Source organism: Hydrogenophaga sp. (assembly GCF_026125785.1).
In the GTDB taxonomy this organism is placed as follows: Bacteria; Pseudomonadota; Gammaproteobacteria; order Burkholderiales; family Burkholderiaceae_C; genus Hydrogenophaga.
In genome coordinates, this window is record NZ_JAHCKL010000024.1 from 1 (window position 1) to 19327 (window position 19327).

Annotated in this window: 22 protein-coding genes; 14 read left to right on the forward strand and 8 right to left on the reverse strand. The window is 68.6% G+C overall.

The window, feature by feature from the left end:
- Positions 1-264: 264 nt before the first annotated feature.
- Positions 265-1407 carry a helix-turn-helix transcriptional regulator gene (locus tag KIT53_RS17390; protein WP_297755237.1) on the reverse strand — a complete coding sequence of 381 codons (1143 nt, stop codon included), beginning with the start codon at positions 1405-1407 and terminating at the stop codon, positions 265-267.
- 85 nt (positions 1408-1492) lie between these two features.
- On the opposite strand from KIT53_RS17390, the gene KIT53_RS17395 reads away from it, so the two are divergent.
- The 5 genes from KIT53_RS17395 (at position 1493) to KIT53_RS17415 (ending at position 5736) form a co-directional block, all read left to right on the forward strand.
- Entirely contained in the window at positions 1493-2305 is an 813-nt protein-coding gene (locus tag KIT53_RS17395) for a hypothetical protein (RefSeq protein WP_297755240.1), read from the forward strand.
- 101 nt (positions 2306-2406) lie between these two features.
- On the forward strand, positions 2407-3303 hold the full coding sequence (locus KIT53_RS17400; RefSeq protein WP_297755242.1) for a hypothetical protein: 897 nt from the start codon (positions 2407-2409) through the stop codon (positions 3301-3303).
- Entirely contained in the window at positions 3300-4007 is a 708-nt protein-coding gene (locus KIT53_RS17405; RefSeq protein WP_297755245.1) for a hypothetical protein, read from the forward strand. The genes KIT53_RS17400 and KIT53_RS17405 overlap by 4 nt, the downstream gene beginning before the upstream one ends.
- A gap of 146 nt (positions 4008-4153) precedes the next feature.
- Positions 4154-4672: a hypothetical protein gene (locus KIT53_RS17410; RefSeq protein WP_297755248.1), complete on the forward strand. Its 519-nt coding sequence runs from the start codon at positions 4154-4156 to the stop codon at positions 4670-4672.
- On the forward strand, positions 4669-5736 hold the full coding sequence (locus KIT53_RS17415; RefSeq protein WP_297755251.1) for an OmpA family protein: 1068 nt from the start codon (positions 4669-4671) through the stop codon (positions 5734-5736). Before KIT53_RS17410 ends, KIT53_RS17415 begins: the two co-directional genes overlap by 4 nt.
- Before the next feature lie 15 nt (positions 5737-5751).
- On the opposite strand, the gene fdhD is transcribed toward KIT53_RS17415, so the two are convergent.
- Both fdhD and KIT53_RS17425 read right to left on the reverse strand, forming a co-directional pair.
- A complete protein-coding gene (gene fdhD / locus KIT53_RS17420) occupies positions 5752-6813 on the reverse strand; it encodes a formate dehydrogenase accessory sulfurtransferase FdhD (protein WP_297755255.1) in 1062 nt (353 codons plus the stop codon).
- Positions 6810-9116: an FdhF/YdeP family oxidoreductase gene (locus tag KIT53_RS17425; RefSeq protein WP_297755258.1), complete on the reverse strand. Its 2307-nt coding sequence runs from the start codon at positions 9114-9116 to the stop codon at positions 6810-6812. Before KIT53_RS17425 ends, fdhD begins: the two co-directional genes overlap by 4 nt.
- Before the next feature lie 143 nt (positions 9117-9259).
- Here KIT53_RS17425 and KIT53_RS17430 point away from each other — a divergent pair, with 143 nt between their 5' ends.
- From KIT53_RS17430 to KIT53_RS17445, 4 genes are all read left to right on the forward strand, one after another.
- Positions 9260-10369 (forward strand): substrate-binding domain-containing protein, encoded by a 1110-nt coding sequence (locus tag KIT53_RS17430; RefSeq protein WP_297755261.1) that lies wholly within the window; start codon positions 9260-9262, stop codon positions 10367-10369.
- A gap of 222 nt (positions 10370-10591) precedes the next feature.
- Positions 10592-11374 (forward strand): shikimate dehydrogenase, encoded by a 783-nt coding sequence (locus KIT53_RS17435; protein ID WP_297755264.1) that lies wholly within the window; start codon positions 10592-10594, stop codon positions 11372-11374.
- 35 nt (positions 11375-11409) lie between these two features.
- The gene (locus tag KIT53_RS17440) at positions 11410-12420 is read left to right on the forward strand and encodes a tripartite tricarboxylate transporter substrate binding protein (RefSeq protein WP_297755267.1); all 1011 of its coding nucleotides are present in this window, start codon (positions 11410-11412) and stop codon (positions 12418-12420) included.
- Between the two features lie 13 nt (positions 12421-12433).
- Positions 12434-13831, forward strand: coding sequence for an FAD-dependent oxidoreductase (locus KIT53_RS17445; protein WP_297755270.1), 1398 nt, complete (start codon positions 12434-12436; stop codon positions 13829-13831).
- 52 nt (positions 13832-13883) lie between these two features.
- On the opposite strand, the gene KIT53_RS17450 is transcribed toward KIT53_RS17445, so the two are convergent.
- Both KIT53_RS17450 and KIT53_RS17455 read right to left on the reverse strand, forming a co-directional pair.
- Positions 13884-14621 carry a GntR family transcriptional regulator gene (locus KIT53_RS17450; RefSeq protein WP_297755273.1) on the reverse strand — a complete coding sequence of 246 codons (738 nt, stop codon included), beginning with the start codon at positions 14619-14621 and terminating at the stop codon, positions 13884-13886.
- A gap of 44 nt (positions 14622-14665) precedes the next feature.
- Entirely contained in the window at positions 14666-15103 is a 438-nt protein-coding gene (locus KIT53_RS17455; RefSeq protein ID WP_297755276.1) for a PACE efflux transporter, read from the reverse strand.
- A 72-nt stretch (positions 15104-15175) separates the two neighbouring features.
- On the opposite strand from KIT53_RS17455, the gene KIT53_RS17460 reads away from it, so the two are divergent.
- Complete coding sequence (locus KIT53_RS17460) at positions 15176-16063, forward strand: LysR family transcriptional regulator (protein ID WP_297755279.1); 888 nt, start codon at positions 15176-15178, stop codon at positions 16061-16063.
- Positions 16064-16069: 6 nt separating this feature from the next.
- Here the strand turns inward: KIT53_RS17460 and KIT53_RS17465 are convergent, their stop codons facing one another.
- From KIT53_RS17465 to KIT53_RS17475, 3 genes are all read right to left on the reverse strand, one after another.
- Positions 16070-16324: a hypothetical protein gene (locus KIT53_RS17465; RefSeq protein ID WP_297755281.1), complete on the reverse strand. Its 255-nt coding sequence runs from the start codon at positions 16322-16324 to the stop codon at positions 16070-16072.
- Positions 16325-16367: 43 nt separating this feature from the next.
- Positions 16368-16532 carry a DUF1328 domain-containing protein gene (locus tag KIT53_RS17470; RefSeq protein ID WP_297755284.1) on the reverse strand — a complete coding sequence of 55 codons (165 nt, stop codon included), beginning with the start codon at positions 16530-16532 and terminating at the stop codon, positions 16368-16370.
- A gap of 129 nt (positions 16533-16661) precedes the next feature.
- Entirely contained in the window at positions 16662-17294 is a 633-nt protein-coding gene (locus KIT53_RS17475) for a response regulator transcription factor (protein ID WP_297755287.1), read from the reverse strand.
- 293 nt (positions 17295-17587) lie between these two features.
- Between KIT53_RS17475 and KIT53_RS17480 the strand changes: the two genes are divergently transcribed.
- The 4 genes from KIT53_RS17480 (at position 17588) to KIT53_RS17495 (ending at position 19303) form a co-directional block, all read left to right on the forward strand.
- Positions 17588-17836 (forward strand): CsbD family protein, encoded by a 249-nt coding sequence (locus KIT53_RS17480; RefSeq protein ID WP_297755290.1) that lies wholly within the window; start codon positions 17588-17590, stop codon positions 17834-17836.
- A 67-nt stretch (positions 17837-17903) separates the two neighbouring features.
- A complete protein-coding gene (locus tag KIT53_RS17485; protein WP_297755293.1) occupies positions 17904-18347 on the forward strand; it encodes a BON domain-containing protein in 444 nt (147 codons plus the stop codon).
- Positions 18348-18438: 91 nt separating this feature from the next.
- Positions 18439-18750: a BON domain-containing protein gene (locus KIT53_RS17490; protein ID WP_297755295.1), complete on the forward strand. Its 312-nt coding sequence runs from the start codon at positions 18439-18441 to the stop codon at positions 18748-18750.
- Positions 18751-18841: 91 nt separating this feature from the next.
- Positions 18842-19303, forward strand: coding sequence for a response regulator (locus KIT53_RS17495; RefSeq protein ID WP_366521934.1), 462 nt, complete (start codon positions 18842-18844; stop codon positions 19301-19303).
- Positions 19304-19327: the final 24 nt, after the last annotated feature.

A 19327-nucleotide genomic window follows, 5' to 3' on the forward strand; every position in this document is an offset into this window, starting at 1 on the left:
GCTGGTCCTTCCGAGTTTCTTGAGGGGCTGCTGTAGTAGTCCCAGCTGGCGCCATTGACTCCCCAACGGATTGCCGTTGCCCAGGCTCTCAAGGAAGAAGTCTGGCAACCATCTCCGGCAACACGATATAGCGGAGCACCCTCAGGATCCGCAACTGCTGCGCTCTTTCCTGGGGAGGCTGCGGCTCGGCTTGCCTCGCGAGTACCTCACGCACAAGAACCCTCATGAGAGCCGCCCGGCCCGCCGGGAGGAACTTTGGCCAACTCACCGAGGCGCGGCCGTCGCGGTGCTCCGCGCCAGCAGCGCCACGGCCTGCGCCTGGCGGTGTGTACCGGTCTTGGCGAGGATGCGCTTGAGGTGGGTGCGTACCGTTCCCAGCCCGATGCCTCTCTGCGCCGCGATGTCTTCCAGCGACTGTCCCCGCGCCAGGGCGGCGGCGACGGCTGCCTCGGTGCGCGTCAGTCCGAACAGCTCACGCAGCCTTGCCACCGCCAGCGGCGCCTCGGGGTCGCGGATGAAGAGCAGCACGGCGGGGCGGTCCTCGCCGAACGCCGGGCTGCCTGGGCGCAAGGGCGCGACCTCCAGCGTCAACGGTGTCCGCCCGCGCCTTGGAATCAAGAGCGCCGATGCCGGCGGGCCCGCTCTGCCGTGCGCGGTCTCCAGGGCCGCATGCACCTGGGCCGACAGCCTGTCGCGCAGCGTGGGCTGTCGAGGTGAGAGGCGCCCACCCACCACGGCCAGTTCGGGGTTGCCGATCAGCAGGGTGTCGGCCATCGCGCTCGCGTGGAGGATGCGGCAGGTACCGTCCACCACCAGGACGCCGGTGTCGATCCGGTCAAGGGCCTGCAGCGCCACCGCATGTTGGTGGGTGACTGCGGCCAGGCGTTGCCCGAGCCGGAGCGCGCGCTGCAGGTGTGGCAAGACCAGCGCCGCTTGCCGGCGCTCAGGGTCGGCGTAGGCGCCGGCTTCGCGCGGGCGATGGATGCCCAACACGCCCACCACCCCCGGCGATGTGGGGAACACCGCGCCCAGCATGTGGTGAATGCCGAGGTGCGGCAGCCATTCCTGGTAGAAGCCGCTGCGCGCCTGTTCGTCGCGCGTCACCAGGTCTTCGTCGGTGATGACGCGCGACATGCCGTAGGCCAGGGAGCGCTCCACCCACAGGTCGCGGCGGTGCCAGTCATCGGCCCAGGCCTGGTCACGTGGGGACACCACCAGGTTGCTGGTGCATTCCAGCAGATTCACATGGCCTTGCTCACCGTGCAGCTTGACCACGGTGCTGGTCGAGCCCAGGGCTTGCGCGATCCGCGAGGCGGTTCCGGGCCACAAGGTGGCGTCCATCGCGGCGTCGTACAGGTGCGCGACGAGTTTCGAGAGGCGGGCTTCGTGGAACAGGGGGGTGTCCATCCCTGGTTTCTATCCCATTTGGGAGGCGAATTCCTGTTGGGAACCCATCACCATCCCCCAGAAGATGCTCGAACTGGAGGTACACATGAAAACAGTTGCGTTCGGCGGCCGCATGCTGCGGGCCGTTGCGCTTGCCTGGGTGGCGCCGGCCCTGGCACAGACCACCACCACCCCCCTGGCCAGGATGGACATCGCCGGCGTGCGCATCGGCATGACCGAGGCCGAGGCCGTCAAGGCCATCCAGGCTTTTGATGCCAGCGCGAAGATGACCAGCCGGTCTGTTGGCTACTTTCCCTATTTCGACGGGGTCAACCACCTGCAGACGCCGGAGTTCCTGGACCAGATGAGCTTTCGCACCGCGGACGCGGGCATCGGTGTGTGGTTCAGCGGCCCACCCTCCGAGCCGCGTGTGTTCGCCGTCGTCCGCAGGGGCAGCCCGCCGCAGCCCCCGAGCGGCGAGCAGATGCTGTCCGCGCTGACCGCCAAGCATGGCCCCTTCAATGTGCGGTCGGCGCCGCGCGCGGGAGGTGGCGCCGTTGTTCATTGGGACGAGGAAGGCAAGGCCCAGTGCACCGTGGTGAAGGAGCGCAATGGCCAGAAGGCGCCTTGGTCGAATGCCCTGGGGACCCTGGTCCCTCCGAATGCGGTCAAGACGCTTGAGCAATATGCCCGCCAGGATGTCTTTCGAGATGCGCTCGGCGCATCCAGGGACGCCGCCAAGTGCGGCACCGTGCTGCGCTACGAGTGGGGGAGCGAACCGGTCCGCAATTTCGAGGCCTGGCTGGTGGACCAGGGCGGCATGGTTGCCGCGAGCCGCAAGTCGGTCCAGTGGGTGGAGCAGTTGAAGGCCGAGGCCATCCGCAAGCGCCAGGGCCAGGGAGCGGCTCCCAAACTGTGAGCGTGGGCGGGCGCAGTGGCGACCTCACGTTCGCGCACGCCCTTGCACAGCATCCCTCCCTTACGTAGGATCGGGCAAACCTTGGAGAGAGGATCCCTCGAATGCGTTTCTGCCTGCTTGCTTGCGCGCTGTCACTCGTCCTGTTGCTTCAAGCCTGCGGGCACACCGCCGACCTCACGGTGAAGCGAGCCGCCGAGAGCCAGGCGAATGCCGCCATCCAGCGCAAGGACTATGCCGCGGCGGCCCGCATCTATCAGACGGCGGCGGCGAAGTACAACGATCCGGCCGACTACGACGTTAGGGCGGATCTGTTGAGTTCCGCGGCCTTGTGGCATGCCTGGTCGGGCAACGATGCAGAGGCGTTGCGCACGCTGCAGGAATGCGCCGGCCTGCGCCGGACCATTTCCAGCCAGGTCTCGGTGGAGGCTTGCGAAAGCGAGATACAGGAGCTGCGGAGCCGAACGGGGTTGTACGCCAATGTTCCGCGCCCGGCCAATGCGGCCCGGAGCAGCGCACCTCCCCCCATGGCCGGGGGCTCGGCGTCCGGTGGTCGCGGGAACAACGCGCAGCCTGGCGGCGACGGCTGCCCTTCGTCCTTGGCCCATATCGAACCACGCCTGCCACGCTGTACGGCAAACGCCAAGCTCATGGAATTGCGCCAGATGTTGCTGGATATCGACGTGTCGTTCCGTGCCGATCGGGCCCAGGGATACAGCTACCAGCGGATTGCGGTCATCAACTCGCAAGCGGCGATCGAGTTCGAGAATGCCATGAAGCAGAACGAGCAGGCCATGCTGGAGGCCTCGGCCCATGCGGGCACGGCTCGCGCACGGCTGGCCGCGCTGCGCGATTCGCCGCCGCGGTGCGACGCTGCGCAGGCTGGCGCCTTCGGCATGGGCGAGAACGCTTATCAGGCCTATGTGGCGTCGTACATGGCGGCAATAGGCAACCGCGCGGTGGCTGCGGTGGCTGCCTGCCTCGCCCGGAGGTCTCCATGAGGTGGGGCACGCTTGGCAGACGCGCGTGGCTGTGCGCGCTTCTGATCGTGGTGGCCCCGTTGGGGTGGGCCGCCGGCGCTCAGGCGAACCGCGCGGACGAGTTGCTGGACTGGGTCAGGCAGACCTACGAGAGCACGAAGAGGCGCATCGCAGATGGCCGCGAACGCGAGGCACAGGCCTGGTTGATGCAGGAAAAGGAGAAGGCCGAGGTCGAAGCCATCAAGGCCTGCGCCAACGCCGTGGACTTGCGCGCGCAGATCGCTTGCATCGAGCGGCGTTCGAACGCCTTCACCGACAAGTACAGCAAACGCGCGAAGCCCGAAGAACTCCGGTTTGCTGTTCTCGCTGAATTGCAGGGGCGGCTGGCACGGACGAAGCAACCCACAGGTGACAATGGCATGGGGCTGGTGCAGCGCGTCACGGCACGGTGTTCTTCTGGCCAGGTGCCCCGAGAGGAGCAGGCCAAGTGCCTGCAGCACGCGCAAGACTGCGTGCGCATCGGCGCCAGCGACAGGGCCGCATCGACTCAGTGCCTGCAGGCGCTCGATGCGCTGATTGCCTCTGCCGGCAGCGCATCCAGCAACCAACGCCAGCCGAAGGGCGGCGAATGCGCGATCTTCGATGACCCGGCCAAGTCCGATGCGCTGGCCCAGCGAGACCCCGATCGCCATTTCAAGCTGTTGACGGAGTGCATGAGCAAGTAGCGCCCTCCATGCCCGCCGGCGCCTGGCGGCCTGCACTTTTGTGGGAGACACCGGGCCAGAACCATCCGCCAACCGGGTATTGAAGCCCCAGGGCACTTGGGCTACCGTGCCAAGACCTTCACACCGCAGGGAGTGCATCCATGTCGATGACGGTCACAACCCACGCCGACGGTTCCTATACCGTCAAGTGCGGCGACGAGGAGGTGACGGTTGGTCGGACGGGCGGCGGCAACATGCCCCTGCCGACGCCCGACAGGCCCCCGGCGGCACCGGGTGGCGACAACGACGGCGGCGACTGGCCGGATGACCCGGAGGAGAACGACGGCGGCGTGGTGGCGTACCTGCACGTGGGGCCGCAGCCCCGACCGCGTTTCCCCACGGCACCGCTGGGTGGTGATCCTTTTCTGCAGCCGCTGGAGATCCTCGCCCAGCCCATCGTGCGCCACATGCCCGACGCCACGCCGACCGTGCGGCCGCTGGGCAACGGGGTGGTGGAGGTGGTGTTGCGCGTACCGCCGGGCGCGAGCTTCGACCTCGCCCAACTGACCCGCGATGCGCAACAGGTCCGCCGGCAGGCGGGCGCCCGCAAGGTGCGGCTGCATGTCTATGTGGAAGGTGGCGCTCCCGCACCGGTCGTTTTCCCGACGCAGGTTGAGCTGCCATGAGCGAGCCGCCCCGCGAGCCGGCCAGTTCGGATTTCCGCGCCGCCGCGGCCACGCTGCGCGAAACGGTGAAATGGCTGGCGGCGGCGTTTGCCGGCGCGGCGGGCCTGGTCATCGGCACCAGTCCGCTGGCGGGTCTGGGCCGGCTGGAACACCAGGGTGGCCTCTGGGTCACGGCCATCCTGCTGCTGCTCCTCGGTTTCCTGCTGATCTGCCTGGCCCTGTGGCGCACGCTGCGCATCCTGCGGCCGGACGTGCTGTACCGCTCGGACCTGCTGGCGCAGGACGAGGACCGCGAGCTCAAGCCGCTGCGCCAGGAGATCGATGCCCACGCGGCGGACCTGCTGCCACACAACTACGCCAACCTCGCCGCCATGGCCCAGGCGCTGGACGAGGTGAAGCGTCGACTGGAAGAGGCGAAATCCCACGCGGACCCGGCGGAGAGGGCCAGGCTCATCGCCAAGGGACAAGGTTTGCGCGCCAAGCTGCTGGCCGGCGTGGACAAGCGACTGCCGCTGGCGCAGTACCTGCGGCTGCAGCAGCGTTTCGAGCGGGAGCAACCCTGGATGGCGGCCTTTGGCATCCTCGCGCTGCTGGCCCTGCTGGGTTTCGCCATCGTCACCGGCGTGCCGGAGAAGAAGGAAACCCCACCGGCTCCTGTGATCCATGTCGATGCCTGTCCGGGGTCCTGTCCTGACACCACCCCTCCAATCACCCTGCCCGCCCTGTCGCCGGTGCTGTTCGACTCCGGCAGCGCAAGCCTCTCCGCCGCTGGCCAGGCGGCCATCCAGCTGGCACGCGATGCGCTGAACCGGCACCCGCGCACGCTGCTGCTGGTGCAGGCGCACACCGACACCATGGCGCCCCGGTCCTACAACGAGGGGCTGGCCCAGCGCCGCGCGCAGGCGGTGCTGCAGCGCCTCTGCGCGCAGGGGGGCGTCGCACCCGAACGCGTGGTGGTGTCGTACCTGCCGGAGACAGCCCTTCCGGCCGTCACGGCGGACCAGGCGCGCGAAGCGGCCAACCGCAGCGTGCGCCTGTCCCTGATCGAGGACACGCGCCGCTGAACCTGGCGCCAGCGCTCACGCCCGCAGCAGCCGCTGCGCGAAGGTGTAGGCACTCATGCCGTCGGGCCGCACCAGCCCGACCAGCAGCAGCCCGCACTGCTGTGCCAGCGCCACCGCCATGGCGGTGGGCGCGGAGATGGCGGCCAGCGCCGGCACGCCGGCCAGCGCGGCCTTCTGGACCATCTCGAAACTCGCGCGGCTGGTGATGGCGATGAAATGCCGTGGCCTGTCTCGCCCCTCGCGCACCGCCGCGCCAATGAGCTTGTCCAGCGCGTTGTGCCGGCCCACGTCCTCGCGCAGGCTTTCAATGGCACCGTCATCCAGCCGGCACAGCGCGGCCGCGTGCGTGGCGCCGGTGAGCTGCTGCAAGGCCTGGTGCGTGCGCAGCGCCGCCACAGCGGCGGCGATGGACGCGGCCGCCACGGGAACCTCGGGCAGCAGGGGAAGGGTCTGGCGCACCATGGCCAGGGAGTCGGTGCCGCACAGGCCGCAGCCGGTGCGGCCAGCGAGGTTGCGGCGGCGTTCCTTCAACCGCCATTCGCAGGCGCTGGACACCTCCAGCCGGACCTCGATGCCGCCTGACGCCTCGACGATGTCGACGCCGCGCAGCTCGCCCGGGTCGGCCAGCAGGCCCTCGGTGAGCGAGAAGCCGAGCGCGAAGTCTTCCAGGTCGGCGGGGGTGGCCATCATCACGGCGTGCGAGATGCCGTTGAAGACCAGCGCGACGGGCACCTCCTCGGCCAGCCAGTCGTTCACCACCGTGGCGCCGTCTTCGCGCAACGCCAGCACTTCGGCGGCGCGGGCGCCGGCCTGCGGCCGCAGGCGCGCACGGCCGGTGGCGGTGAGGTGCGCCACCCAGCGGTCTCCGGCCTGTTCCACGCGCACCCAGCCCGGGCCTGGCACGCCGCCGATGGCGGCATCGCCCATCAGCGTGAGCTGCCGCAGCAGCACGCTCACACCTTGGCCCAGCCGCTTGCCCAGCCGGGGCAGCGACATGCCCTGCGCCTCGGGGGCGCTGGCCAGTTCGCGCAGGATGGCCTCGCTCAGCGGCGGCAGGGGCGCGCTGGCCCCGTTCATGCCGCGCTCTCGTGCGGGGTGAGCACCACGGGGATGGACTTGGAGGTGGGCGTGCCAGCGGCGATGGCGGTGGCCGAAAGCGGCACCAGCGGGTTGGTCTCCGGGTAGTAGGCCGCCAGGCAGCCGCGCGGAATGTCGTAGGCCACGAGCCGGAAGCCATCGGCGCGGCGCTCCTGGCCGTCGTCCCACACGGTGTGGATGTCCACCTGCTCGCCATCACGCAGGCCCAGCGCCCGCAGGTCCTCGGCGTGGATGAAGACCACGCGGCGCTGCCCGTAGACGCCGCGGTAGCGGTCGTCCATGCCGTAGATGGTGGTGTTGTACTGGTCGTGCGAGCGCGTGGTGAGCAGGGTGAAGACGATGGTGTCGCGCCGCTGCTCGCGCATGGCGCGGCGCGCGCGGTGCACCGGTGTGTCGCGCGGCACCGCGTGCGTGAAGAAGGCCGCACGTCCACTCGCCGTGTTCCACTCGCGCTCGCTGGCCGGGTTGCGCAGGCGAAAGCCGCCAGGCACGGCAATGCGGGCGTTGAAGTCCTTGAAGTCGTCGAACACGGCTTCGATCTTGTCGCGGATGCGGGCGTAGTCCTCGACCATCCAGAGCCAGGGTGTGCGGCTGCGCGCGCCCAGCGTGGCGGCGGCCAGGCGCGCCACGATGGCGGGTTCGGACAGCAGGTGTTCCGATGCCGGCGGGTTGATGCCCATCGAGATGTGCACCATGCTCATGGAGTCTTCCACGGTCACGCCCTGCGGGCCGGCGGCCTGCATGTCGATCTCGGTGCGGCCCAGGCAGGGCAGGATCAGCGCCTCGCGGCCGTGCACCACGTGGCTGCGGTTGAGCTTGGTGGTCACGTGCACCGTCAGGTCGCACTGGCGCAGCGCCTTCCAGGTTTCGTAGGTGTCTGGCGTGGCCGCGGCAAAGTTGCCGCCGAGCGCGAAGAACACCTTGCCCCGGCCCGCGAGCATGAGGCGGATCGCCTCCACCGTGTCCACGCCCGGCGCACGCGGCGGCTCGAAGCCGAACACCTGTTGCAGGCGGTCCAGCAGCCGGGCCGGCGGTTTCTCCCAGATGCCCATGGTGCGGTCGCCCTGCACGTTGCTGTGGCCGCGCACCGGGCACGCACCGGCACCGGGCCGGCCGATGTTGCCGCGCAGCAGCAGCAGGTTGACCAGCATCTGGATGGTGGCCACCGAATGCCGGTGCTGCGTGATGCCCATGCCCCAGCAGACGATGGCGTTGCGCGCGCCGGCGTAGACGTCGGCGGCGGTCTCGATCTGCTCGCGCGTGAGGCCGGCCTCTTCGACGATGAGGTCCCAGGACTCGGCGCGCAGGTCCTCGGCCAGGGCTTCGAAGCCGATGGTATGCGCCGCCATGAAGTCCTGGTCGAGCACGCCTTGTTCACCCGCCTCGTGGCGCTCCAGCAGGCGCTTCATCATGCCCTTGACGGCCGCCAGGTCGCCGCCACCGCGCAGCTGGAAGTAGTGCGTGCTGATGGGGGTGGAGCCCAGTGTGGCCATCTCCAGCTTGTCCTGCGGGTCCTGGAAACGTTCGAGCCCGCGCTCGCGCAGCGGATTGAAGCTGACGATGCGCGCGCCGCGCCGGGACGCCGCGCGCAGCTCGCCCAGCATGCGCGGGTGGTTGGTACCCGGGTTCTGGCCGAAGATGAAGATGGCGTCGGCCTGCTCGAAGTCTTCCAGCGTGACCGTGCCCTTGCCCACGCCGATCTGCGGGTACATGCCGCTGCCGCTGGGCTCGTGGCACATGTTGGAGCAATCGGGGAAATTGTTGGTGCCGTACTCGCGCACGAAGAGCTGGTAGAGAAAGGCGGCCTCGTTGCTGGCCCGTCCCGAGGTGTAGAAGATGGCCTGGTTGGGATCGGGCAGGGCGTTGAGGTGGCGCGCGATGAGCGCGAACGCCGCGTCCCACTCGATGGGCCGGTAGCGGTCACTCGCCGCGTCGTAGACCATGGGGTGCGTGAGCCGGCCCTGGTCTTCAAGCCAGAAGTCGCTCTGTGCGGCGAGCTCGCTCACGGTGTGGCGCGCGAACAGCTCGGGCCCCGCGCGGCGCGCGGTGGCCTCGGCGGCCACGGCCTTGACGCCGTTCTCGCAGAACTCGAAGGTGGAGGCGTGGTTGCGGTCGGGCCAGGCGCAGCCCGGGCAGTCGAAGCCGTCGGGCTGGTTGGCCGAGAGCAATGTCCTGGCGCCCTTGACCGGGATGTCCTGGTGCAGCAGCGTGTTCGTCACGCTGCGCAACGCGCCCCAACCGCCGGCCGGGCCTGTGTAGAACGCGATCTTCTGTTCACTCATGGGAAAGATGCACCGGCCGCGAGGCCAGCGACAATGCGGACGATGTGTCTCAAGGTGCCTATGGTCCTGTCAAAGCACGGCTCTTGCAATATGAAGCCCTTGTGCCAATGCACTGGCAGTGCGCTTCATAAAGGTTCTCCCGCATGAAGAAGGTGTCCATCCAGCCCGTGTGGACCATCCAGAACCCGGATGGCACGGCCCTGCCGGCGCGGCTGATCGAGCTGCTGGTGCTGGTGGCCGAGCACGGCAGCCTGCTGCACGCGGCCGGGGCGCTGGGCCTGTCCTACCGCCGGGCCTGGGATCTGGTGCGCCAGGGCGAGCAGGTTTTCCAGGCGCCGTTGCTGACCATGGCCCGCGGCAAGGGCTCCACCTTGACCGAGCTGGGCACCCGCATCGTGTGGGCGGACCGGCGCATCCACGCGCGGCTGCGGCCGTCGCTGGAATCCCTGTCCTCCGAGCTGGAGCAGGCCCTGGGCGGCGCGCTCAGCGAAGCCCCGGCGGCGCTGCGCATACAGGCCAGCCACGGCTTCGCCATCGAGCGCCTGATCGAGCGCCTGGCACAGAATGGCTTGAAGGTGGCGTTCTCGTACGCCAGCAGCTCGGCCGCCGCGGCCGCCTTGCACGAAGGCGACTGCGACCTCGCCGGCCTGCACCTGCCCCTGGGCCCCATGGAGGCGGTGGTGCTGGACCACTACCGCCCCTGGCTGCAGGCGCAGGATTTCGCCCTGATCGACATCGCCACGCGCCGCCAGGGCCTGATGGTGCGCCCCGGCAACCCCAAGGAGCTTTTTGCGCTGGCCGACCTGGCCCGCCCCGGCGTGCGCTTCATCAACCGCCAGCCTGGGTCGGGCACGCGGCTGCTGCTGGAAGGTCTGCTCAAGGCGCAGGGCCTGGCGGGCACACGCATCGCCGGCTTCGAGCGAGGCGAATACACCCACGCGGCCGTGGCCGCCCACGTGGCCAGCGGCATGGCCGACGTGGGCTTCGGCCTGGAGCCGCCAGCGCGCCAGTTCCGCCTGGACTTCGTGCCTATCGCCACGGAGCGCTATTTCCTGCTCTGCCGCCAGGCGGAGCAGGCCACGCCGGCACTGCAGGCCGTACTGGCCACGCTGCGCGACCCGGCCATGCGCGAGGCCTTGTCTGAACTGCCAGGCTACGACCCGGCGGCGCTGGGCGAGGTGCGGCCGCTGCGGGAGGTGTATCCGGCGTTGTTCACTCGCAGCGCGGCATACGGCGGCGAACCGTCGGCCTGACGGATCCGTCGCCGCACCCCCATCGCATACGCGGCACACGTGGCTGGGTCAGTGCCTCCCGGCCCGCTCGCGCCGGTACGCCTCGTCGCAACAAAGACCCTGACGCCATGCCGCTTTTCGCGAGAATGCCGATTATTAAACGATGATTCATATCATCATCGATGATCGTGCTAACATCGATTGATGGTCGGCCCACTCGATTCCTGCAAAGCAACACCGTGCGTGGACGCCAGCACCCAGTTCATCTGGATCGTTGGCGACCCCATTACCCAGGTCAAGGCGCCCCAGGTCATGAACCCACGCTACGCGCTCGCAGGTGACCGGCTGTGCGTGCTGCCGGCGTCGGTGCACAGCGACGACCTGCGGCGCGTGTTCGACGCAGCACGCCGCATCGGCAATCTGCGCGGCTGGATCGTGACCGTGCCGCACAAGCCCACCATCGCGGCCTGGCTGGACGAACTGTCCCCCGCGGCCCGTCTTGCGGGCGTCGTCAACGCCGTCCGCTTCCGTGATGGCAAGGCCTTCGGCGACCTGTTCGATGGCGTCGGCTTCACGGCCGGGCTGGCAGCGCGTGGCTTTGGCATCGACGGCTGCGCCGTACTGTTGCTGGGCGCTGGCGGCGTGGGTTCCGCGATGGCGCTCGCACTGGCGCAAGCGGGGGCCTCGCGTGTCGCCATCCATGACATCGACATGGCGCGAGCGCGTTCGCTGGTTGAGCGGTTGTCGGGTTTGTCCGGCACCGGCACACGGTTCGAGGCGAGCGACGCATCGATGACCAGGGGCTTCGACCTCATCGCCAACGCCAGTCCCGTCGGCATGGCCGGGGATCCGCGCACACCCATAGACACCACGCTGCTTGAGCCGTCGCACACCGTCGCGGAGGTGGTGATGTCCCCCGAATGGACGCCACTGCTGAGAGCGGCGCAACAGAAAGGCTGTGCCATCCATCCGGGCAGCCAGGTGCTGGCTGGCCAGCTGGACCGGTTGCTTGATTTCTTCCGCTGACCTGCTTTCCATTCACGACCCAAGGAGACACGACCATGACACCATCCCTGCATTCTTCGGGAAAGACCCCTGCCGAACCACAGCGCGGCCCCAACCGGCGGCGCTTCCTGGCGGTGGCAGCCAGCACCGTGGCCTCGCCGATGGTGTTCGCGCAGGCACCGTATCCCTCCAAGCCCATCACCATCGTCGTCGGATTCGCGGCCGGCGGTATCGCAGACGCGCTGGCGCGCACCGCGGCCAGCCTGCTGGCGGAGAAGCTCAAACAGAGCGTGATCGTGGACAACCGGGCCGGCGCCGGCGGCACGATCGCAGCGGGCATCGTCGCCAAGGCACCCAAAGATGGGTACACGCTGCTCATGGCCTCCACCGGTCATGCCGTTACCGCCACGATGATGAAACCGCTGCCGTTCGATGCGGTCAACGACTTCGCATCCGTGGGAGGCGTGGCCGCCAGCCCGCTGGTGGCTGTGGTCCGGGCAGACGCGCCCTACAAAACCTTCGGCGACGTGGTGGCCGCGGCCAAGGCCAGCCCCATGGTCTACGGCTCTGGCGGAGCCGGCACCCTCACGCACCTGCTGCCCGAGCTGGTGGCTTCCAGCACCGGCGCGCAGTTCACCCACGTGCCCTACCGCGGCACCGGGCCGGCCATCGTGGACCTGCTGGGCGGGCGCGTCGAGTTCGTAATGGACCTGGTACAGACCGCGTTGCCGCACATCAGTGCTGGCAAGCTGCGCGGCCTGGTGGTAAGCAGCCGCCAGCGTTCGCCCCAGTTGCCGGACGTGCCCACACTGGCGGACACACTGATCCCCGGGCTGGATGCACAGGGCTGGTACGGGTTGCTCGCACCCAACGGCACGCCAGCGGCTGTCCTGGACCAGCTCAGCGCGGCGCTGAATGCGGCGCTGAACGACCCAGCCATGGCGGCCCGCATCACGAACCTGGGCTCCACGCCCATTGGTGGCACGCGCGAAGCCTTCATGTCCCTTTTGCGCTCCGAGGTCAAACGCTGGGGCGAGATCGTCACGGCCAAGAACATCACCAGCTGAGGAGCGACCGAACATGCTTGACGTGACCCGTGACATCGAATGCGACGTGTTGGTGGTCGGGGGCGGCAGTGCCGGCGTCGCCGCCGCCATCAGCGCCGCGCGCAACGGCGCGAAGACCCTGCTGGTCGAGGCCTCGCCCATGGCCGGCGGCGAGCTCATCAGCGGCATCGCGCTGCTAGGCATGCTCTCTGCCCGTGGGGAGTGGATCGTGGGCGGCGTGGCCCGTGAACTGCTGCAGGAAGTGGAAAAACTGGGTGGCTACATCGGCCCGGTGTTCGACTACCGCGCCTTGCACCTGGTCTGCTTCGACCCGGAACTGATGAAGTTCGCCGTGTCGGGCCTGTTGCACCGCGCAGGCGTGCAAACCATGCTCTACACCATGGCCACCGGTGTGTTGGCCGATGGCGGCAAGGCGGGTGGCGTGTTTGTTCAGAACAAGTCGGGCCGGCACCTGGTGCGCGCCCGCGTTGTCATCGACGCCAGCGGCGATGCAGACCTGGTCGATGCGGCGGGCGGTCGAACCGAGCTCGGCAAGGACGGCCGCTTCTTTCAGCCGCCTTCGCTGATCTTCCGCATGACCGGCGTGGACACCCCGCGGCTGCTGGGCCATGTGCGTGAGGCGCCGCAAGACTTCGGGCTGGCCGAGTATGCCGGCCTGGGCATGACACGCGAGCAGTGCGCCGAAGCCCTGTACAGGCAGGGCCAGCCCAAGGTGGTTCTGCTGGGCGAGCATGGCCTGCTGCAGCGAGCCATCGCGTCGGGAGAAATGTTTGCCACCTCCATCCTCGCGGTGGTACCGGTCTCCACGGCGCGGCGCGAGGTGAGCATCAACTGCACGCAGATCGGCAACGTGAACGCCACCGAGACTCGCGCCTTGAGCGCGGCGCTGCCCACCTTCTTCGAGCAGATCCAGACCACCATGCGCTTCCTCCGGGCGCGCGTACCGGGTTTCGAGGGCGCCCAGTTCAGCGGCGTGGCCAGCAAGATCGGTATCCGCGAAACGCGCCGCATCGTGGGTGACTTCGTGCTGCACGAGGACGACGTGCTGCAGGCGCGCAAACGGCCCGACGTGGTGGCCAAGGGCGGCCACGAAATCGACCTGTTCGCCGTATCCACACACCGGCGCCAGACGATCAAGGACGGTGGATCCTACGACCTGCCGCTCGCAGCGGCCATCGCGCAGGGTGTACGCAACCTGTTCGTCGTCGGACGCTGCCTTTCGGCCACGCGGGAAGCACAAAGCTCGGCCCGCGTGATGGGTACCTGCATGGCCATGGGCCAGGCTGCCGGCACCGCGGCGGCCTTGTGCTCGGCAGATGCGGGTTGGTCCGGCGACGTGCGCGACACGCCTATCGCCACGCTGCAGCAAGCCCTGCGCGCGCAGGGCGCGGTCCTGGAGAGCGAGGCCTAGGTGTTGGGTCTCATGAGGTCGATCCTGCGCAGTGGGGCCGCGCGGAACTTCCTCAGACCTTCATCACCGCCATCAGATGGCGGTAGGTCTCGTCGATGTGCGCCAGGGCCAGTTTCTCGGCCAGTTTCGCGTCGCGCCGCACGCAGGCGTCGAGCAGGGCTTCATGTTCCTTGCCAGCCTGCCGCGAATAGGCGCCGTCCTGGGTGAGCTGCAAACGGTAGCGGTCCTGCAGGTCCATGAGGGTGCTGCAGAAGTGCATCAGCATGGGCATGCCACAGCCGGAGAGCGCCGCCAGGTGAAACTTGCGATGGGCGTTCTCCCATTCGGCCGATGCCCCAGGCCCCCCGGCCACGCGCTTGGACAGCATGTGCGCGGCCGCGGCGAGCCGCGCCTCCCACTCATCGTCGCCGCGCAACACCGACTCGCGGATCGCCACCGGCTCGCACAGCCGCCGAATGGTGACGATTTCCGCGAGGTTGGCCACCGACATCTCGCTCACGCGGAAACCACGCTTGGCCTCAAAGCGCACGAAGCCCTCGGCGGTGAGGCGCGAGAGCGCCTCGCGCAGAGGACTCAGGCTCACGTCGTAGCGGCCCTTCATCTCGTCCAGGTTCAGGCGTGAGCCGGCCGGGCTTTCTCCCCGCAGGATGCTCAGACGGATCTGCCGAGCCAGACGGTCCGAGAGCAGGTCTTCCGACTCACCGTCCAACCGGGATCGCGCGGGTGGATCCACGAGCAAAGGCTGTCGCGGGGGTTCGTTGGCGGACTTCGAGGGGCGCTTGGCTGGCATGCCGCCAATCATAGGAGACGCCGTGTGAACGGCGTAGACATCCTTCAGGCACCCTGCGACACCGGCAACGCCGAGGCCGGCAGGCCGAAGACGCGGTCAAAGGCGAGGTTGAAGACGAAGGTGTAGATCAGGAAGAAGACGATCAGGCCCAGGTCGAGGACGAAGGCCTGCCAGAGCGAGATGTCCAGCCACCAGGCGAACAGCGGCACGAGCGTGAACACCAGGCCGCCTTCAAAGCCGATGGCATGCGCCACCCGCCGTCCGATGCTGCGGCCGCGCGTGGCCTGGCGGCTCTCCCAGCGCTCGAACAGGGTGTTGAACACCAGGTTCCAGACCACCGCGATGGCCGAGGCCGCCACGGCGGCCACGCTGGCGTGGCCCACGCTGCTGCCGGCCAGCAGGGCCAGGCCCAGGCTGGAACAGGCGATGGCGATCAGCTCGTAGAGGGTGACGTAGACGATTTTTCGTTTGATGCCTTGCATGCGCCGGATGATAGGTCTGCTTAGCTGAAGGGAAAAGTCAGTTACCTTCAGGAATTCTGATATGTTGCCGCCATGGCTTTTTCCAGTGACAACGTGCGGGTGTTCCTGGCCGTGCTCGACAGCGGCTCTTTTTCGGCCGCCGCGCGCCTGCTGGGCCGGGTGCCGTCAGCGGTGAGCATGACCATTGCGCAACTGGAGGCGGAGCTGGACCTGGCACTGTTCGACCGCAGCACGCGCGAGCCCCGGCCCACCGATGTGGCGCGCGCGCTGGAACCGCAGGCGCGCCTGCTGGCCAGTCAGTTGCGCCAGCTCCAGGCGCACGCGCAGCAGCTGCACCAGGGCCTGGAGCGGCGGCTGACGCTGGCGATCGCTCCGGAGCTGCTGTCGGCACCGTGGAGCCAGCCGCTGGCGGTGCTGGCCTCGGAGTTTCCATCGCTGGACGTGGAGGTGCTGTCCGCGCCGCAGGCCGACGCGCTGCGCCTGCTGCATGCGGGGCAGGCGCAGCTGGCGCTGGTGTTCGAGCGGCCCGGCACGGACGAGCGGGAAGCGTTCCAGGAGGTGGGGCATGAGACGCTGGTGGCGGTGATGTCGCCGGACCACCCCGAGGCCCGTACGCGCCAGGACCGCTTCCGCCTGAAGGACCTGATGGACATCCGGCAGATCGCGGTGGCGGGAGAGGACCGGCAGGGTGCGGACCCGCGCGTGCTGGTGGCGCGCCGCATCTGGCGCACCGACAGCCACCTGGCCACGCTCAGCCTGGTGCAGGCGGGCCTGGGCTGGGCCTACCTGCCGCAGCGGCTGGTCGCGCCGCTGGTGACCACGGGACAACTGGTGGAGATCCGCTTCGGGAACATGAGCAACCAGTTGCGTCTGTGGGTGGACGTGGTCTGGCAGAACGACCAGCCGCTGGGGCTGGGCGCCAAGCGCTTCATCGAGCTGATGCGCCTGGCGGCGGCCTGATAGGCCTCAGCGCAGGCGCGAGCGGCCCAGCCAGCCCAGCAGCAGCGCCGCCACAGCGCCCACGGCGGCGGCGGCCACCACGGACTTGACGGGTTCTTCACGGATGTAGTCCACGGTCTGCTCGCCGGCGCGCGCGGCGCGGCTGCGCAGGGCGTGCACGCTGTCCTGCGCGACCTCCATGGCGTGGGAGGACAGGCTGCCCACGCCGTTGAGGGCGGAGTGGGCGAGGTCTCGGGTCTGGGCGGTGGCGGTCTTGCTCATGGGATGGCTCCTGTGATTGGAAGGTTGCGGGGAATGCGTGCGGTCAGCGCTTGCGCAGCACGTCGGCCACCAGCGAAACCAGGGCCATCACCAGGAACACGACGAACAGGATCTTGGCGATGCCCGCGGCACCGGCGGCGATGCCGCCAAAGCCCAGCACGGCGGCGATGAGCGCGATGATGAAGAAGACGACGGCATAGTGCAGCATGGTGAACTCCTCGGTTGGAATGAAGGGTGTCGCAACGATGACCGCTGCGATGGCTTCACTGTAGGGAGGAGCGCACGCGCCGGCTGCAAGCCGATGCCGCGCGCTGGCGTAGGACGGCGCCGACAGGCGCTACTGGATCAGGCCGTTCTTGAGCGCGTAGTAGGTGAGGTCGCTGTTGCTGGTGAGCTTGAGCTTCTCGAGCACGCGCGTGCGGTAGGTGCTCACGGTCTTGACACTGAGGAACATGCTATCGGCCATGGCGCCGATGGTCTCGCCGCGCGCGAGACGCAGGAACACCTGCAGCTCGCGTTCGGACAGCAGTTCGTGCGGCGCCCGCTCGCTCTCGCCGGCCACGCCATCGGCCAGCAGTTCGGCCACCGCCGGGCTGATGTAGCGCCGGCCGCGCGCCACCGTGCGGATGGCGTTGACGATGTCCTCCGGTGGGCACTCCTTGTTGAGGTAGCCGCTGGCGCCGTGGCGCAGTAGCGTGGTGGCGTACTGCGCTTCGGGAAAGCCGCTGAGGATGAGCACCGCCAGGTCCGGGAAACGCGCCTTGATGGCCTGCAGCGCGTCCACGCCGCCGTGCTCCGGCATGGAGATGTCCATCACCAGCACATCGACCTCGCCGCCGCGCGCGAGCTCCAGCGCCTCACGCCCGTTGTTCGCCTCGCCGGTGACGCGCAGGTCGACATGGTCGGCCAGGAACTGGCGCAGTCCCGAACGGACGATGGCGTGGTCATCGACGATACCGACTCTGATCATGGTGTGCGCGCGCTGTGCGAGAGATAAAGGGAAGAGGTCCGGCTGGGTCCTCGGGGACGTCCGGCAATTTAACAGGCCCGCGCCCAGGGCGCGCGTCGGACGCCTCCTACACACGGCGGACAGCCCGATCGGACGCGTCCTACAGGGCCGTGGCGATCTGCCCGACAGGCGCGGCCTGGCCTGCCGCCTACAGTGACTTCACGGCAACGCGCTGACCTCAACGCAGCCGGGGCAGGTGCCAGAGTCCAAGACCGTCACCGCCTACACCTACCCAACCTAGCAAGGAGATTCACATGAACTGGGACCGCATCGAAGGCAACTGGAAGCAACTCAAAGGCCGCGTGGTCGAGCAGTGGGGCAAGCTCACCGACGACGACTTCGACGTCGTGGCCGGTCGCCGCGAACAGCTCGCCGGCAAGATCCAGGAGCGCTATGGCTGCGCCAAGGACGAGGCCGAGCGGCAAGTGGCCGCCTGGGAGCGCACCGTGGGCGACGACTGGTTCGGCTCGACGCCGAAGAAGCGCAACTCCGAGAAGGTCTGAAGACCGCGCCCACACCCGCGCGCACAGGCCCCATCTCTCCCTCATTCCACCAGAAGGACACACCACCATGAAAACGCAAACCACCCGCTACACCGCCCTCGTCGCCGCCGCTGCTGCCACCGTGCTGCTGGCCGCCTGCGGCAAGACGGAGGACGCCACCGTCGGCCAGCGCCTGGACAGCACCGTGAACGAGGTGCAGAGCGCCGCCAACACGATGAAGAGCGACGCGCAGAACGCGGCGCAGGAGATGCAGGCCGCCGGCTCGCAAGCTGGCCAGGCCATGGCAGAGGGTGCCAGCGACATGGCCATCACCGCCAAGGTGAACGCCGCGCTGGCCGCTGACGACAAGCTCAGCGCGCTGCAGATCGACGTCGACACCGAGGCTGGCCGCGTGGCCCTGAGCGGCACCGCGCCCGACGCCGACTCGCGTGAACGCGCCACCACCCTGGCTTCCGCCGTCGAGGGCGTGAAGTCGGTGGACAACCGCCTCGTGGTGCAGAAGAACAGCTAAGCCACAGGGCTGACGACAACCAGAACCAGAAAGTGGGGGCGACCCGTCCACAGTGAGGGGCCCTCCCGATACCCCATCCAGGAGAAACCACATGAAGATCGCACACGCACTCGTGGCCGTTGCCGCCACCTTCTCTCTCGTCCAGATCACCGGTTGCGCGGTCGCGCGCGACCAGCAGACCGTGGGCGCCTACATCGACGACGCCACGCTCACCACGCGGGTGAAGGCGCGTTTCGCCGAGGACCCGACGGTGAGCGCTGCGGCCATCAGCGTGGAGACCCTCAACGGCACGGTGCAGCTCTCGGGCTTCGCCAAGTCCAATGAAGAACGCGCCGCCGCCGAACGCCTGGCCAAGGCCACTTCCGGCGTCAAGGCGGTGCGCAACGACATCGTGGTGCGCTGACGACCCCGCACCTGCGCCGGGCGCGCTGTAGGAATGCGCCTACAGACCCGGCGCGCTTTTTGGGCGAAGCTCGGGCCGGGGTCGTGCAGCCATGCTGCCGACCCTCTCGGGCTTCCCGCCACCGCCTGCCGTGTTTCCCTGTCCGCCCATGGCCTCGCTCAAGACCTTCATCGTCGAAGACAACCCGGTGATCTATGAAAACCTCTGCTCCACGCTGGAGGAGCTCACCCACGTCGAGGTGGTGGGCCACGCGCCCGATGAGCGCGGTGCGCGCCAGTGGCTGCAGGAGCAGGGCGTCTCGCTGGACCTGCTGATCGTCGATATCTTCCTGCTCTCGGGCTCCGGCCTGGGCGTGTTGAAGGCGGCGCAGGAAGCCCACCTGCCCGCGCGCCGCGTGGTGCTGACCAACCACGCCACCACCGACATCCGGCGGCGCTGCGAGATGCTGGGCGCCAACCGCGTGTTCGACAAGTCGTGCGAACTGGACGATCTCATCGAGTACTGCGCCCGTGTGGCCGATGGCGCCGCCACGGCACCGGGTGAACTCAACTGAACTGCGTTAGGCTCGGGGGTGTCC